The 16,277-nt window shown below is 31.3% G+C and carries 21 protein-coding genes; 11 read left to right on the top strand and 10 right to left on the bottom strand.

From position 1 onward, the window contains the following. Position 1 precedes the first annotated feature (1 nt). The gene (locus BMZ09_RS03640; RefSeq protein WP_090837598.1) at positions 2 to 577 is read left to right on the top strand and encodes a DUF2911 domain-containing protein; all 576 of its coding nucleotides are present in this window, start codon (positions 2 to 4) and stop codon (positions 575 to 577) included. Between the two features lie 128 nt (positions 578 to 705). Here BMZ09_RS03640 and BMZ09_RS03645 read toward each other — a convergent pair whose 3' ends face one another. Together BMZ09_RS03645 and BMZ09_RS03650 are read right to left on the bottom strand one after the other, a co-directional pair. Next, positions 706 to 1,080, bottom strand: coding sequence for a hypothetical protein (locus BMZ09_RS03645; protein ID WP_090837600.1), 375 nt, complete (start codon positions 1,078 to 1,080; stop codon positions 706 to 708). A gap of 57 nt (positions 1,081 to 1,137) precedes the next feature. Then, positions 1,138 to 1,770, bottom strand: coding sequence for a YceI family protein (locus tag BMZ09_RS03650; RefSeq protein ID WP_090837602.1), 633 nt, complete (start codon positions 1,768 to 1,770; stop codon positions 1,138 to 1,140). A gap of 184 nt (positions 1,771 to 1,954) precedes the next feature. On the opposite strand from BMZ09_RS03650, the gene BMZ09_RS03655 reads away from it, so the two are divergent. The 5 genes from BMZ09_RS03655 (at position 1,955) to BMZ09_RS03675 (ending at position 8,750) form a co-directional block, all read left to right on the top strand. Next, a complete protein-coding gene (locus BMZ09_RS03655) occupies positions 1,955 to 2,554 on the top strand; it encodes a DUF6134 family protein (RefSeq protein ID WP_090837603.1) in 600 nt (199 codons plus the stop codon). 3 nt (positions 2,555 to 2,557) lie between these two features. Continuing rightward, positions 2,558 to 3,994: a cardiolipin synthase gene (cls, locus tag BMZ09_RS03660; RefSeq protein ID WP_090837605.1), complete on the top strand. Its 1,437-nt coding sequence runs from the start codon at positions 2,558 to 2,560 to the stop codon at positions 3,992 to 3,994. 71 nt (positions 3,995 to 4,065) lie between these two features. After that, positions 4,066 to 4,833: a patatin-like phospholipase family protein gene (locus BMZ09_RS03665; RefSeq protein ID WP_090837606.1), complete on the top strand. Its 768-nt coding sequence runs from the start codon at positions 4,066 to 4,068 to the stop codon at positions 4,831 to 4,833. A gap of 79 nt (positions 4,834 to 4,912) precedes the next feature. Then, positions 4,913 to 7,687: a PAS domain S-box protein gene (locus BMZ09_RS03670; RefSeq protein ID WP_090837608.1), complete on the top strand. Its 2,775-nt coding sequence runs from the start codon at positions 4,913 to 4,915 to the stop codon at positions 7,685 to 7,687. Continuing rightward, a complete protein-coding gene (locus tag BMZ09_RS03675) occupies positions 7,680 to 8,750 on the top strand; it encodes a response regulator (RefSeq protein ID WP_090837610.1) in 1,071 nt (356 codons plus the stop codon). Before BMZ09_RS03670 ends, BMZ09_RS03675 begins: the two co-directional genes overlap by 8 nt. Positions 8,751 to 8,804: 54 nt before the next feature. On the opposite strand, the gene BMZ09_RS16400 is transcribed toward BMZ09_RS03675, so the two are convergent. Genes BMZ09_RS16400 through BMZ09_RS03690 form a run of 3 tightly spaced genes read right to left on the bottom strand, consistent with a single transcriptional unit; the run spans position 8,805 to position 9,695 of the window. Next, positions 8,805 to 9,020: a DUF6327 family protein gene (locus BMZ09_RS16400; protein ID WP_090837611.1), complete on the bottom strand. Its 216-nt coding sequence runs from the start codon at positions 9,018 to 9,020 to the stop codon at positions 8,805 to 8,807. Further along, positions 9,007 to 9,366, bottom strand: coding sequence for a hypothetical protein (locus BMZ09_RS03685; RefSeq protein ID WP_090837613.1), 360 nt, complete (start codon positions 9,364 to 9,366; stop codon positions 9,007 to 9,009). The genes BMZ09_RS16400 and BMZ09_RS03685 overlap by 14 nt, the downstream gene beginning before the upstream one ends. Positions 9,367 to 9,371: 5 nt before the next feature. After that, complete coding sequence (locus BMZ09_RS03690) at positions 9,372 to 9,695, bottom strand: YtxH domain-containing protein (RefSeq protein WP_090837615.1); 324 nt, start codon at positions 9,693 to 9,695, stop codon at positions 9,372 to 9,374. A gap of 167 nt (positions 9,696 to 9,862) precedes the next feature. Between BMZ09_RS03690 and BMZ09_RS03695 the strand changes: the two genes are divergently transcribed. The 5 genes from BMZ09_RS03695 (at position 9,863) to BMZ09_RS03715 (ending at position 12,122) form a co-directional block, all read left to right on the top strand. Further along, a complete protein-coding gene (locus tag BMZ09_RS03695) occupies positions 9,863 to 10,348 on the top strand; it encodes a hypothetical protein (RefSeq protein ID WP_090837617.1) in 486 nt (161 codons plus the stop codon). A gap of 112 nt (positions 10,349 to 10,460) precedes the next feature. Next, positions 10,461 to 11,006 carry an RNA polymerase sigma factor gene (locus BMZ09_RS03700; RefSeq protein ID WP_090837618.1) on the top strand — a complete coding sequence of 182 codons (546 nt, stop codon included), beginning with the start codon at positions 10,461 to 10,463 and terminating at the stop codon, positions 11,004 to 11,006. Continuing rightward, entirely contained in the window at positions 10,978 to 11,238 is a 261-nt protein-coding gene (locus tag BMZ09_RS03705) for an RNA polymerase sigma factor (RefSeq protein ID WP_090837620.1), read from the top strand. The genes BMZ09_RS03700 and BMZ09_RS03705 overlap by 29 nt, the downstream gene beginning before the upstream one ends. A 24-nt stretch (positions 11,239 to 11,262) precedes the next feature. Then, complete coding sequence (locus BMZ09_RS03710; protein WP_090837621.1) at positions 11,263 to 11,670, top strand: hypothetical protein; 408 nt, start codon at positions 11,263 to 11,265, stop codon at positions 11,668 to 11,670. Positions 11,671 to 11,762: 92 nt separating this feature from the next. Then, the gene (locus BMZ09_RS03715) at positions 11,763 to 12,122 is read left to right on the top strand and encodes a hypothetical protein (protein WP_090837623.1); all 360 of its coding nucleotides are present in this window, start codon (positions 11,763 to 11,765) and stop codon (positions 12,120 to 12,122) included. Positions 12,123 to 12,451: 329 nt separating this feature from the next. On the opposite strand, the gene BMZ09_RS03720 is transcribed toward BMZ09_RS03715, so the two are convergent. The 5 genes from BMZ09_RS03720 to BMZ09_RS03740 form a co-directional block, all read right to left on the bottom strand. Continuing rightward, the gene (locus BMZ09_RS03720; protein ID WP_090837624.1) at positions 12,452 to 13,348 is read right to left on the bottom strand and encodes a 3-hydroxyacyl-CoA dehydrogenase; all 897 of its coding nucleotides are present in this window, start codon (positions 13,346 to 13,348) and stop codon (positions 12,452 to 12,454) included. A 21-nt stretch (positions 13,349 to 13,369) separates the two neighbouring features. Then, complete coding sequence (locus tag BMZ09_RS03725) at positions 13,370 to 14,038, bottom strand: BON domain-containing protein (RefSeq protein ID WP_090837626.1); 669 nt, start codon at positions 14,036 to 14,038, stop codon at positions 13,370 to 13,372. A 174-nt stretch (positions 14,039 to 14,212) separates the two neighbouring features. Then, complete coding sequence (locus BMZ09_RS03730; RefSeq protein WP_090837628.1) at positions 14,213 to 14,866, bottom strand: BON domain-containing protein; 654 nt, start codon at positions 14,864 to 14,866, stop codon at positions 14,213 to 14,215. Positions 14,867 to 15,079: 213 nt separating this feature from the next. Further along, positions 15,080 to 15,556: a Dps family protein gene (locus BMZ09_RS03735; protein WP_090837629.1), complete on the bottom strand. Its 477-nt coding sequence runs from the start codon at positions 15,554 to 15,556 to the stop codon at positions 15,080 to 15,082. 67 nt (positions 15,557 to 15,623) lie between these two features. Continuing rightward, complete coding sequence (locus BMZ09_RS03740) at positions 15,624 to 16,262, bottom strand: DUF2238 domain-containing protein (RefSeq protein ID WP_090837631.1); 639 nt, start codon at positions 16,260 to 16,262, stop codon at positions 15,624 to 15,626. Positions 16,263 to 16,277 lie beyond the last annotated feature (15 nt).

Raw genomic sequence — 16,277 nt, forward strand, 5'->3', positions numbered from 1 at the left:
CATGAAAAAATTACTATTTATTATCGCAATTGTATTAACAGGGTCAACTGTAAACGCACAAGAGTTTGCTAAAATGGACAAAAGCCCAATGGACCGTGCTTACTACCCAAGTGATGCACCACACAGAACCTTTAAAAAAGACGATGCAGAGAAAAAAGCAGCAGAACCACAAATACGTGTAACATACTCGCGTCCTGCTAAAAAAGGAAGAGTTGTTTTTGGTGAATTACTAAAATTTGGTGAAGCTTGGAGAGTTGGAGCTAATGAGTCTACTGAAATTTTATTTAACAACGACGTTACTTTTGGTGGAAAAGAGATTAAAGCTGGACGTTACACAGTAATTATTATTCCTACTGCTACAGAATGGACTTTAAAATTAAATACTGAATTAGATGGTTGGGGTAACTACGGATACGATTCTAGCAAAGATGTTGCTAGTGTAACTGTTCCTGTTACAAAAAGTGAGAAAGAGATCGAAAATTTATCTGTTTCACTTTATAAAGCTTCAGAAAACACAGTACATTTAAAAATTGGATGGGATACTACAGTTGCTGAGTTTCCTATTACTTTAAAATAAGTTAAACAAAATCAGTCACCCAATACAAGGGGACACAATTTTATATTAAAAAACCGATGAAGTTAGCTTCATCGGTTTTTTTTATTTTATCGAAAATTAAAGTTATAGATCGTTTAAAATAGAACGTTCTATTCAAAATGTTTTTTCACAAAAGCACTTTTCTCGTGGTCTGTCATCTTATCAGCTGGTTCAACATCAATTTTAACATCCTTAAAATGCAAATCTTTTTTCAAGACATTATACAATTCTGTTTTTGCATTTGTTGGTCCAAATAACACCACATTATTATAGTTTAAAATAGCATTTGCAATTTGTTTATAATAAGCGTCATTCATTTGCTGTCGCTTATTATGCATCAAGTTTTCGCTTCTACTCAATGCTTCTTCTTTAGTGTTAAAATTAAATTTTGAATCTATAGTTTTATTTGCATTTTGGACTTCTAAATCAATCAGATTTGCGGTGGAATGATCCATCCATATTCCTAAGTTTTTTTCTGTTTTCATGTTTTTTCTATTAAAATTAGAGTTAACTATACCACTTACTTAAGATCAATTAAAACCTTATTTTGTATTAACAGGTAATTTGATTTGTACATCTACATCAGGCCACAATTTTGAAATCCCGTCTGTTCCGGTATGTAAATCATAACACACTTTATTTAAAGACTGCATAGCCTTTTCTCCTTGCCATATATTTAAATCAATTTTTGCAGACAATGTTATGGTGTCATTTTTAAATAAATAGGCACATTCTAACGGGCGCGTCCTATTATTCATCTTCAAATTAAAAACGCCTTTACCTTGATCTGCCTCAACTACAGCTCCTAAAATAGTATCTGTATTAAATACTTTAAAAAAAGAGTCGACTAATTTGGTATCTCTTATTTCTAAATTAGAATTAACAGAAGCCGTTTGTATTTCTATTTTAGCCTGTTTTAATAACGACTCAATAGCTGCTGCATTATTAGTTCCAGAAAACTTAAAATCATCAAACTGACCACTTACCCCTAGCTTATCGGTAAACTTATATGCAGTCCATGATACCAAAACACCTTCAGTATCTATTGTATATAATTTATCTTCTTTAACCGCCTCACTCTGATCAATAATTTTCTGTTCTTTTTTTGAAGTATTACAAGAAGATATTAATAGTATTAAAACCAAATAAGTTGTTTTTTTAAATAGTCGTTTCATAAAACAGATATAATATTATGTTTAGGAATTGTATTTAACACGTTTACCCTATTATTAAGTGTTAACAATGACAAAGGTAGACATAGTAAAAGCCTCCTGAAATGACGCAAGTCAGTTTTACTTGTTTTTAAAATTGTTAATTTGCCACTTAAACCTTTAGTAATAAATTTAGAATCAACATTTTATGATCAAGAACTTAGTGCTTATTGTCTGTTTTATAACCTTAGGAAGCGATTTGTACACTTCTGAAGAAAAAATATTGTTTGATGTTATTCGTAACGAAAAAGTAATTGGCAGCCTAAAAGCAACTAAAATAATCAAGGACTCTAAAACTTATTATAAAAGCTCGACTAGTATTAATGCAAAAATCATAAAAGAAATTAGAGTTAATTATAAATACGACGTCATTTTTGATTCTGAATCGTTAGAGCAATCCAATGTAAACATTACAGTAAATGAAAAATCACATGCTAAGACTATTACAGAATGGGATGACACTAACTACCAAGTCATTAAAAATGGGAAGAATGAAGCTACAATTACTAACGCCATCTCCTATGCTACTGTCCAGTTGTATTTTGAAGAACCCAAAAACATCACGACTTGCTATTCTGAACAAAATGGGGATTTTAATACCATAATAGCCATGGGAAACCATATATATAAGAAAGTAAATGCAAGCAATAATGAAAATTTATACTATTACAAAAACGGACTTTTAACCAAAGCCACTATAGATGGAGGACTTATTCAGTTTGAAATAATAAGAAAAAGCAATCATTAGACTATGACAATAGCCATTATTCTATATTTTCTTTTAGCTTTTTTCTTAATGGGGAAACTATTAATTTATGGCATCAGACCCACTAAAACACTAGCTTGGTTACTCGCTATTTTCACAGTCCCTATTGGTGGTATGCTGTTTTACTTTGTGTTAGGAAGAAACAGAAGGAAAAACAAATTTTATACACTTAAAAAAACTAAGGCGATAGCTGAATATTACGAAAAAGTTGAAGCTTATTATAGCACATTGGATAACGATAAAAACACGACCATCCCAAAAGCTATTAAAACACACATTAAGTTAGCTAAACTAATAACTAAAGGCTCTAAATTTACACCTACATTAGGCAACGCATTACTTCCATTAAAAAATGGGGCAGCGACTTTTAAAGCTATTTTCCAAGCTTTAGAGCATGCTGAAAAATTTATTCATCTTCAATATTACATTTTTGAAGATGGTGATTTAGCCGAAAAATTTAAATCCATTTTAATTCAAAAAGCGAGAACTGGTGTCGAGATTCGTTTTCTATATGATGCGCTAGGCAGCAGATCACTAAGCAAAACTTACATTAATAGTCTTAAGAAAGAAGGTATAGAAGTCTATGTTTTTTTACCCATGACATTTGGGCATCTACTCTCTTCTGTTAATTATAGAAACCATCGTAAAATTGTAATTGTAGACGGTCGTATAGGTTTTACTGGTGGCATTAATGTCTCTGACAAATATGTCATTGGAGATCCTGTTTTAGGAAACTGGTACGATATGCACTTGCAATTAAAAGGGACAATAGTTAATAGTTTACAAGCGGTATTTGCAATGGACTGGAGTTTTGCTAGTGGCACAGATAATTTACTAAGCACTAAATACATATTAAAACACACTGCACCAGGACAATCTATAGCACAAATTGTTGCTAGTGGCCCTGATTCTGATTTTTCTTCGGTACAACAACTCTATTTTTCTATAATAAATAATGCTAAAGATTATGTGTATATAACCAATCCGTATATAATTCCCGGAGAAGCTATATTGGAGGCCATGCAAGTCGCTGCCATGAGCGGTGTAGATATTAGGCTTTTGCTATCCACTAATTCCGATAGCTTCTTAGTCAAATGGAATGTTCGTGCCTATTTTGAAGACCTATTAGAAGCGGGTGTTAAAATTTATTTATATCCTGATGGTTTTTTACACAGCAAAGTTATTATATCAGACGATGCCTTAACCTCCATAGGAACTGCTAATTTAGACATTAGAAGCTTTGAGCAAAACTACGAAGTAAATACACTTATATACGATAGTAAAATAACGATAGACCTTAAACAAGATTTTTTAAAAGACTGTAATAAAAGTAGTCCAATGAACTATAAACAACATCTTAAAAGACCCAAAACAGACCGCTTGAAGGAAGGGTTAGCAAAAGTATTTAGTCCTGTACTATAAGCAACTGATAATAATCATTATTTATATGTAACCAACGCACTACCTTTACTTTAACTAACACAACTTATAAAATGAATACAGGTTTAGTTCTTTCTGGAGGAGGCGCTCGTGGTGCTGCACATATAGGTGCAATAAAAGCATTAGAGGAGTATGGGATTACACCAACACATATTTCTGGAACAAGTGCAGGCGCAATTATTGGCGCTTTATATGCTGCAGAGGTCAGTTGGTCAGAAATGTTAGCCTTTTTTAAAAACATATCCATATTTCAAACGACAAGATATGCCCGAAATAAACCTGGTTTTATAAACTCTGAAAAATTTTATGACGACCTTAAAACCTATTTTCCAATTGATAATTTTGAAGCTTTAAAAAAACCCCTATACATTACAGCTGCCAATGTAATCGATGGTACATTAAAAATATTTGACAAAGGACAACTTATAAAACCTATTATTGCGTCAGCATCTTTCCCTGGTGTTTTTACCCCAACTGAGATTAATGGTAAATTTTATATTGATGGAGGTACTTTAAACAATTTTCCGGTAGAACCTTTACAAAAAGACTGCAAGAAAATTATAGGCATCTATGTTAATCCGTTAAAAAAAATAAGCATTAACGATTTAAAACATTCTTATAGTGTTGTAGAAAGAGCTTATAAAATTAAAGTTGCATCAGAGTCTATGCTAAAATTTCCTAGTTGTGCTTTAATTATCTCCCCGCAAGAGTTAAATAATTACGGCACTTTTGACATGAATAGTATAGATGCTATTTTTAATTTAGGTTATACAGCAACAAAAAAAGCTCTAGAAGAAAATAAAAACATATTAGCACCGTAATTACACCTATAATTTTTCAGATAAAGCATTAAAATTATTATATAACAATTAACTCAACATCTAATTTAGAGCCATAAAAATGAGTAGTCAATTAAAAGACAACATTCTTTTTAAAAGCATTTTCCAATCTTCAGTCGAAGGTATTTTGGTTATTGATGATGCTGGAGTAATTGTTAAAGCAAATCCTGCTAGTCAACTCATGTTTGGTTATAACAAAGACGAGTTAATTCAAAAAAGGTTAGAAATTCTTATTCCCAATAAATTTAAAAGCAATCATAAATCGCATCGCATTCAATTTTCTAAAACCCCTACATCACGGCGTATGGGACAAAATTTAGATTTATGGGGCCTAAAAAAAGATGGCTCGGAGTTTCCTTTAGAAATTAGTTTAAGCCCCGCCAATATTGAAAACCAACAAATTGTCATTGCTTTTATAATAGATATAACAGAGCGCATCGCTGCAAAACAAGCCCTACTAACTAGTGAAAGTCGAATGACGGAAGCGCAACGTCTTGCGCACGTTGGCAATTGGAGTTGGAATATCCAAACTAATGAGAGAAGTTGGTCAGACGAGTTTTATAGAATCCTTGGTCTTATTCCTGGTGACAAAAAACTAAATTCAGAATCCGTAAGACATTTTATTCATCCAGAAGATAGATCATCGACAATTCAAGCAATAAATAATGCTATAAAAAATAAAACCCCATATAAACACAAACACAGAATTATAAGACCAAATGGCACAATAAGACATCTTTTAACAAAAGGAAAAGTATTATATGATACCATTGGAAAACCAAAAGAACTATATGGTACCATTCAAGATATTACCAGACATAAAGAAAATGAATTAAAACTAAAAAACAGTAAAGACAAAACGCAGGCCATACTTGAAGCATTACCTGATGTCATGATTCTTTATGACAAGCATGGCAATCACCTAGAAGTTCATTCACCAGAAAATTATCAACTTGTAGCGCCTTATCACGATTACATAGGTCATAATATCGATAAGATTCTACCAAAAAAAGTCTGTAAAAAAATAAGACAAGGGTTTGCTGATTGCGAAAAAACTAAAAAAAATCAAATCGTAGAATACTCACTTAACATCATGGGGAAGTTGATACATTTTGAATCACGAATAGTTAAAACAGAAACCAATAATTTTTTATGCATTATCCGCGATATTACCGAAAGTGATAATGCAGAAAAAAAAATTCTAGAAAACGAACAAAGACTACGATTAACATTAGAAGCCGGCGAGTTTGGCTCTTGGCATTGGGATTTATTATCTGACAAGATCGTAAGAGACACTTACCAAAATGCTTTATTTGGCATGAACACCGAAGAGTACACGACTACTTATCAAGATTTTTTAAGTAATATATATCCTGAAGACAGGGATAAAGTGCAAGCAACAATAACTAAAGCTATAAAAAACACCAGTAATTACACTATACAGTACAGAATAACGCATCCGGATTTATCTGTCCATTGGCTTCACGAAAAAGGAAAGGTTTTTAAAAACTCTAATGGCACACCAGAACGGGTCATAGGTGTAACCAACAGTATTACAAAACAGAAATTAGCAGAAGAAAAATTAAAAGAAAGCGAAGAAAAACTAAGAAACTATACCATAGCGTTAGAAACTAAGGTAACAGAACGCACTAAAGAACTAACTTCTGTTGTGCAAAAACTAGTGGCAGCAAACCTTAGTCTTGAAGACCAAATATTAATCACCGAGGAAGCTGAAAACATAGCTCTTAATAGTAAACAGGTCCTTGCAAACATTACTAAAAACTTTCCAAAAGGATTTGTAGTGGTCGTTGACATTGATTTAAAAATTATTTTTATTGACGGTGAAGAAATAGAAGCATTAGGTTTTACCTCTCTAGCACATACAAATGCTACAATATATGATGGCATCGGAATTACGGAAGTTACTAGAGACATCTTAATAAAAGAAATAAAAAAAACTTTTAAAGGAGAGCATTGTTCTTTTGAAATAAATATTCAGGATAGATCTTACCTAGTTAACACGACTCCATTACTAAATAACGAGAATCAAATTGAACAGATATTATTAGTAAATAATAACATCACACAGCAAAAGCAAATAGAACTAGATATTTTAAAGACGTTAACTAAGGAACGAGAATTAAGTGAATTAAAATCGCGTTTTATATCTATGGCTTCACATGAATTTAGGACGCCTTTAAGTGCCATTTTGTCTTCAGCTATATTAATTGAAAAACAAAACGAGCCAGGAAAAGAGGACAAGAGAATTAAATATGTCTCTAAAATTAGATCTAATGTAAAAAACCTGGTCGTGATACTAAACGATTTCCTTTCTCTAGGCAAATTACAAGAAGGAAAAGTAATTGCACATCCAGAAGCGTTCAATTTAATTGCTTTTACAGAAACGTTAATTGAGGAATTTGAAGACCTAAAAAAAGTAGGTCAAACTATTAATTTACAATGTAAACTCACCTCTATTAAGGTGTTTTTAGATGTTAAATTATTAAAGCACATCATTTACAATTTAGTCTCTAATGCTATAAAATATTCTGAAGAACATCAAGACATAAATATAAACATAACGATTAAAAACCAGTTGGTCTGCATAGAAATCAAGGATAAAGGTATCGGTATTCCAACCGAAGATCAAAACAATATGTTTCAACGTTTTTATCGTGCTAATAATGCTTCAAACATACAAGGTACAGGGTTAGGCTTAAATATTGTAAAACAATATACCGAATTAATGGATGGTACTATTAACTTTAAAAGTAAAATAAATGAAGGCTCTATCTTTTACATTGAATTTCCTTTAAACCAAAAACAAAATGAATAAAATACTATTAATTGAAGACAATCAAGACGTAAGAGAAAATACAGCAGATATTCTTGAAATAGAAAACTACACGGTCATTACAGCAGAAAACGGTAAAATAGGTGTTGATATGGCCATAGAGCATAACCCTGACATCATTATTTGCGATATTATGATGCCTGTTTTAGACGGTTACGGTGTTTTTGAAAGCTTAAGAAAAAACCATAAAACAGCAAGTATTCCTTTTATTTTTCTGTCTGCTAAATCTGAAAAAACAGACGTAAGAAAAGGGATGAATATTGGTGTAGATGATTATTTAACCAAACCTTTTGAAGAAGACGAACTTTTAGATGCTATAACTTGTCGCATAAAAAAAAGCACCTTTTTAAAGAAAGAATTCGCCAAAAACATGGAAGGTCTTAGCGCTTTTATTAACGATGCCTCAGAGTATTTAAAATTAGAAGAACTCTCTCAAGATCGCAAACTTAAAAAGTACAAGACTAAAGATTGCATCTTTACAGAAGGTAACGCTGCGCATCAATTATATTTTATACAAACAGGAAACGTTAAAACCTACAGAACAACAGAGTCTGGAAAAGAATTTGTAACGGGGTTTTATGGGCCAGGAGATTTTATAGGTCAATTATCATTATTAGGGGATAAAGGCTTATACATAGAAACCGCAAGTGTATTGGAAGATGCTGAGATTTGTGGCATTCCAAAAGCAGACTTTACTAAACTACTTTACAGTAATAAAGAGGTCTCTAATAAATTTATAGATCTTATCTCAAATAATTTAATAGACATGCAAGAGCATTTAGTAGACATGGCTTACTCCACCGTTAGACAAAGAACAGCTAAAGCATTGTTAGAATTGGATCAAAAAGGATTAATTAAAGACAACAGTCATGAAGGTATTAGCATCCCTAGAGAAGATTTTGCAGGTTTAATTGGCACTGCTACAGAAACTGCTATACGCATGTTAACCGAATTTAAACACGAAGGCTTAATCGAGGTAGAGTCTAATAGAAAACTTATTTTATTAAACAAAGTCAGTCTAAAACAAATTGCAGAATTTGGATAACAGTTATTAAAGACAAAGGAGTTTTACTATAATTATTTAGTAAAACTCCTTTTTTTATCTAAATTTTTTAATCAAATTAGTAGTAATATATTCTAGCAACTTGACTTGCAACGTGTTTTTAACCTCACTTTTAATACTGGTAGCACTAAAACTAGATTTGGTGCTTTTTAAATTAAGTTTTATCTGCTGTTTATAAATCTGTTTTTGAAGACTTATAATTTTTAACTGATTATCTATGTCTTCAAAGGAGTTGTAGCTATTTGGCATCATCTTTTGTAAAATAATAGTTAGAAAATCTTCTTAATAATGGCCCATTAAATTTATCTCTTAATAAATAAACAACCATTATAACTAGTAAATAAAACAAGCCTACAATTAAAAAACCATAAAACGTATCATCCAAAATTTGTGCTAACCTAAATGCTACAGCAAAAGATAAGATTAGTAACATTATACACGCTAAAGCTCCAATAACAATTACTTTAGTTATATAAGTAACCCCTAACAGTAATACTTTAAAAATTTTAAGCTTAAAATAGTCTTCATTACTTTTTATATAAGCATGAATATTAACTTCTGTGTCTAAAACGTTTTCTTTAAATTTTTCAAAAGCCATAATTATTATTTTTGCGGCTCCATTTTTTTTAGCTCCTCTAACTTACGTTCTAAGCTAGAAATAATATCTTCTGCCTTACCATTCATATGAGAAATAGTTTCATCTAACTTCTCTTTCATTTCTTCTTTTTTCTCATTTACAGATCTTGTCAAATCCGCTTTAGCGTGAGATACACGTTCAGAAATATCGTGTCTTGTATCTTCTGCTTTTTGCTTAATTTTTTTTCTAGTTTTCGTCCCTTTATCTGGAGCATATAACACCCCTATCCCTGCACCTAATGCAGCTCCAGCCAGTAAAGCTAATAATGTGTTTTCCTTAGTACTTGACATAATTTCGTGTTTAAAAGATTAATAAATTAATTTCTATACCACTAAATTAAAGCAACTATCACTTATTTAAAATGACCTAAGTCACTACACTAAAAATATCAGAATGACATAGGTCATTACTCTATTGTATAAAGCACATTACATTAGAACTATAATATGAAATTACTATGAAATCGAAAATTAACAAAACAAAGCAAAAGCACGTTTTATTAAAATCATACTCAAAATTTCAGCAAATAGAACAAGCAATAAAAGCCATTAAAACAACGGATAATAGCAACCTACAAATTTCTATTATTGGTAAGTTTGACGAAGACCATTTGGATGATGCAAACCCCCTAATTGCTTTAGAAGAGGACATGGAAAAAAAATGTAAAGCTTTATTTAAAAACGCCATAGATTTTGGCATTCTTTCTAACCCTGACATTGGAACAATTTTTATTACAGGGTTTCTTGTATCTCTTTTTTTACAAGAAATAGAACTTAAAAAAATTGGTACTATGCTAACAGGGCCTTATGGTATTTTAAGAGGTTTAGGTATTGATAAAAAGCCAGCGTTTACTTATTTAAAAGCATTACATCAAGGAGAATATTTAGTGATTTTTAGAGGATTTGAAAACGATTTAAAGCAATTAGAAGAAACAATTAATTAATAATAAAAAATGATACAAAAAAATTACTTTTTTTCCTAACTAACTGACCCAAGTCATTTTATACCAAACGTTAAGCATCCATCTTTACAAATAAATTATTAAGACCTATATCATGCAAACAAATGTTTCTTATTACCAAAATAAAAAAGCGTTCCGTGTATTAGTTACTAAATCGTTTACTGATTTAATTAAACTAAAAAAAGAAGGTAATCAAACCTCTTTTAATGCCTTAGTATTACAAATGATGCCACAAATTAGACAGTATGTCAATACACAATTAAACATCGCTATTAAAAAAGGCCATTTTTCAAAAAACAAGTACAAAGCAGACGATATTATAGATCAACTATTTATTGAAATTTATGACCATATAGAAGAGGTGAAAAAAGAAGAACACTTTTATCAATGGATATATAAAAAAACAAATGCTTTGTTAGAAGACCTTAGTATAACAGAAGAATTTGATGATTTTTTCTTTAAAAATATTGATGATTATTCTAAACCAGAATGGGATGCTATGCAAGAAAAATATAGTTCTGATGCAGATGGAGATGGTCATTTAAAGTTAATTGAAGAATTTGAAGACCGCTCTTACAACCATAATGACTATACTTTAAACCACGTATTTATTGAGAATAAAGAAAAAAAAATGGATTGAAAAAATTGATAAAGATTTAAGTGAAGAAGATATAAAAAAACACATTTCCATGGTGTTACACAACCTACCTTCTGCAATGCGCAATGTTTTTGAATTATTTACTACTCAAGAACTAAGTCTAGAAGAAATTGCACAAATTAGAAACAACACTATTAAAGATGTAGAACACCTTTTAAAAGATGCAAAAAAAGCGTTACAACTTAGTTTATTAAACAGATATACTACTAAATAGAATACTAATTTAAAATATATTATTATGAATACAGCAACTTCAAACCCAAAAACAGACTATTTACTTGGTGCAGGACTAGATGTTTTACACTTTGAAAGTAGAGAATGGCTAAATACTATTGCCTTTTGGAAAGACGAAATTAGATTTTTTAATGACTTATTAAAGCGTAAAGAAGCTTCTGAAAAAAGCAACTCAGACTATGAAAACATGTTAAAAAACTTAAATAAAGTGCATGATGATTTGTTTGATGATTTAGAAGAAAGCGTGAAAGTACATGAACAATTATTATCTAAAATAGAGCTAGCAGAAAAAGGAATATCTGATAATGATTACAGAGAAAAGCACGCCCATCTTTTATCGAGAATAACCACTTTTAATAAAGATTTCAAAACCTTTAAAAAAGTAGTTTTTGACTACTCAAAAAGCTTATAATTTTCACAACTACTGAGGACATTAGTGTCGTCTTTTAAACACATTATCTTCAGTAGTTATTTTTAAACATAAAACACTTAAACACCATAACTATGGAATTATCACTATATACTACAACATACAATAACGCTGATGTAATTAATAATTTTCTGGATTTATACCATAGTTTACATATGACGCATTTAGCCAGTGATCTTTTAAAAAAAGGATTATCTCCAGACCAAATCTCAGAAGCAGTAGCAGCAGCCATAAGAATTGCAAAAACGTCTAATATTGAGACAAACAAGCATTTTATGCCTGTATATAGTGGGTTAAATGAACAAATTGTTCAAGATTGTAAATTATCGCATTTGGGGTATGGATTGGTAATAATGAATGCCGATAAAAGTTTACCGCTTGTTGGTAGCTTTCAAGTAGATATATTAAAAGAATTTCTTAATGATGTACAGTAATTAATTAAAAAGCTTTACAAAGTGATTTATAGATTAATTAGTCATTAATCAGAACCATCATAAATTGATAATATTTGTGTTATTTTTATTTTACCGACAATAGATTATCCTGTTATATAATTAATCGCACACCGCCCACACCTCCCATTTTATATGGACAAAGCCCTTTCAAGAACCAAGAAATATAACGTTAATTAAAATATTAACTTGCATAAAGGATCGCTCATGCAGACACCTATAACATTGATAAACTGGTATCGTTATTATTAATAGCGGTTACTTTTAATTCGTTTTGCACTGCACGTATTTTTTCTTAGCTAAATAAACTCCTATTTTAAAAAATCAGGTTCCATAAACGCTGGGTTTGGATACTTATAAAATCCTTCTCCTGTGGCAACTCCTAATTTATTTTTATCTATAAAATGCTCTTTTAAGTATTTTACGGTTTTGATTTTTAAAGGATCATTTGTTTTTTCTACTGCTATTTTATTAATATTATAAGCAGTAGTAATCCCTACAACATCTAAGATACCAAAAGGTCCAACAGGTGCTCCCGTTGCTTTAATCCATGTTTTATCTATAGTCTGTACATCCGCCACCTCATTTACTAATAAGTTAGTGGCTGCTGTTAATAATGGTACAAGTAAAGAATTAAGGATATATCCTGGTTGTTCCTTATGCAATGGTAAAGCCAACATCCCAATAGCTTTAGCAAACGCTACGACATCTTTAAAATTTTCAGGATCTGTAGTGGCATGACCCATAATTTCTGCAGTGTTATGAACCCAAATATTATTCGCGAAATGCAACGCTAAAAATTGTGTTGGACGTCCTGTTGCCTCAGCAAATTGACTGGGTAACAGTGTGGAAGAGTTTGTTACAAACACCGTTTTTTTTGGTGCAACCTTAGCTAACTTATGGTAAAACTCTATTTTAATTTTTGGGTTTTCTGGTACGGCTTCAATTAGTAAATCTGCAGCTTTCACCGCTTCTGCCAAATCGGACGTGTAACTTAAGTTTTGACGTGTTACATCTAGTTGCTCTTGTGTTGCATTTAAATCCCTTTTAAACACGTCACACATGGTATCAAATTTTGCTTTTGCTTTTTCCAAAACAGCATCATTAATATCATAAACAGTGACATTAAACCCATGAAAGGCGGTTTGAAAAGCTATTTGATACCCCAAAACACCACTTCCTGCTACAGTTACATTTTTATAATTCATTTTAATAATTTTTATTTGTTTTTATAAATACATTGGGTAATAGTCTACTTTTAATAGATTGATCACATTATTTATACCTGGTGCATTATACGCTGCAATTTCTGCATCTTCTTTTTCCTTAATAGAATGCACTGTCCCGCTTAATGTTAACTCATGATCATTGACCGCTACTTTAATATTTTTAGCATCAATATTTGCAGATCGTGTAAATGCTTTTTGAATTAGATGCTCGACATTACCCGGTGTTGGTTTTGGCTTTAGATGGATATTATTAACAACTTCTTTTACACCATATAAATGTTCGATAGTTCTTTTTGCAAAACTTTTTTGATAAGGCCATTCTAATTCTCCCGTTAAATAAATCCTCCCGTCTTCCACCTCAACAATAATATTTTCTGAAGGGACAGACGCATTCCACTCTAACGTATTTATGGCTGCTTTTGCTATCTCTATATCAGATTGCTTATCTGTACTGCCATACTTTACTGTAATTGCCTCTGCTAAAGCTTTGACACCACAGAGAGACTTAACTGCATCTTCTATTGCTATTTTTTTCGGCAACACATTAACCTCTCCAGTAAGTGTAACAACGCCATCATCTACAGTAACGCCTATTTGAGTATTATCTATATTTGGTAGCCATGCTAATTCCTCTAAAACGTCTTTTTTAATTTCAAAATCTGTTTTCATATTTATCCCTATTAAATACTATAATGCCTAAGTCTGTATAAATTTACGGCACTAAGTTATATTACATAATGACCTAAGTCAGTCTTAAAAAAAAATCACCCTAGCACAATACAATGTGTTAGGGTGATTCTCTATAAGGCAGCAAATTTATTCTGTCTTATAAACTTAAAAAAATCAATACTCTACTACTAACTCATTATCGACACTCCAAACTCCCGGTGCGTAAAAAGCGGTTCGTCTAGCATCATCTTTTTCTTTTAATGAATGTACTGTACCTGTCAATTTAATGTTGTGACCTTCCGCTTTTACTGTAATATCTTTAGCATCAATATCTGCAGAGCGCTCGAATGCTTTTTTAATTTTGTCTTTTATGTCTTCTGCTCTTACTGCGTTTTTTAATGCAATATTATTTACTACATATTTTACACTTTGCAAGTTTTCAACCGCTTTTTTAGCTGCGTTTTTTTCAAAATCCCACATGACATCACCTCCTAAATACACCCAGCCATCTTCAACTTTAACCTCAATTTTGTTAGAAGGGACAGAAATATTCCATTTTAATGCATTTACTGCAGCAGCAGCAATTTCTGAATCTGATTTCTGAAACGTAGTATTATACTTTACTTCAATCTCTTCGGCTACAGCCTTAACACCTACAACGCTTTTAGCTGCCTTTTCTGCTTCACGCTTTTTAACATAGCTATCCACCGTTCCTGTTAGTGTCACAATACCATCTTTTACAACAACTCCAATTTGAGTTTCGTCAATACTTGGTTGCCATTCTAATTCGTCTAAGATGTCTTCTTTAATACTTAAATCTGTTCTCATAATTTCTATGATTTAAATTAAACAATTAATATACTTTAAAGATACCAAGACCATAACCCTTTGACACTGACCTGTATCAGTCTTGATTTTATTTTTAAAAATTTAACAATACAAATCATTTTATGCCTTAAAAACGTTTGCCCATAAAAAAACCCAAACAGCCGTGTAGCTATTTGGGTTTAAATTGGTCACTTTAACTAATAATTGACTAACTTATTTTAAATGCGATCTTAACATCCAAGCTGTTTTTTCGTGCTGCTCCATAAGCCCTGTAATGTAATCACTAATCCCATCGGCTTGCCATTTGTCTGCAATAGGTTTTATTTCTTCTCTAATAAAAACAATAATACTTTCATGATCTTCTAACAATTCTGCGAAGATACTTTGGCTATCATTTTTACCTTTTACTTTTTCAGTAAGATGCGTTAATTGTGAGTACTTTTCTAATGTTGCAGGTACATAATGACCAAGCATTCTTATTTTTTCTGCTACCGTATCGACAACCTCCTGTTGTGCCTCATATAATGTTTCAAGGTACAGGTGTACAGAATGAAAATCTGGTCCTTCAACATTCCAATGAAAATTTAAAGTTTTAGAATACAATACAAATTCATCTGCTAATATTTTAGATAGTTGATCTGCTATAACTTGTCTGTTTTCTGCTGAAATGCCTATGTTTGGTGTTTTCATCTTTGTAGAATTTAATTGATTATTAAGTAAAGGTATTGGATGTCTTAAACACTGGTAATGACTTAGGTCAGTTTTGTCTTTTTTTTCTATTTTTCAATATTGAATATAAATAAAAACAGACCGCCACCAATACAACCCCTAAAAAGGCAAGTCCCATATCTTTTTGAGAATCCCAGATATCGCCTTGCGTTCCCAGATATGATAATCCTTGTTCCACAAAAAAAACATCTGCAACTAGCCATTCTAAAATCTCATACAATGCACTTGCCGATAAAATAATTAAAATAGGTAAGCTTAAGGCTAAGTTTTTTGATGTTTTAAGTCTATTAGAAAGACATTCCTTCAAAGGATAATAGAGTAATGCTCCAAAACTAAAATGTACTATTCTGTCATAATTATTTCTTGAAGTATGAAATAGTTCTTGTAACCAATAACCAAACAAGTTTTGGGCATAAGTATATTTAGAACCATAGACGTGCAGGCATAGAAAAACACAAATTAAAACATAACTAGTATTACTAAAACGATACTTAGTGTATGTAAAGACTAAAAAAAGCAGCGCGAAAACTGTTAACGTATTTTCTATAAGCCAATTTTTAAGATCTGTAGTACCTATGAGTGCATTTGCCCAAACGATACCAAAGAATAAACTAATCCAAAAAAACTTATGTCCGATGACAGTTACAACACTGCTTTGTAATTTCATTTAAAAAAAATATTT

Source organism: Olleya namhaensis, assembly GCF_900114005.1.
GTDB classification, from domain to species: domain Bacteria; phylum Bacteroidota; class Bacteroidia; order Flavobacteriales; family Flavobacteriaceae; genus Olleya; species Olleya namhaensis.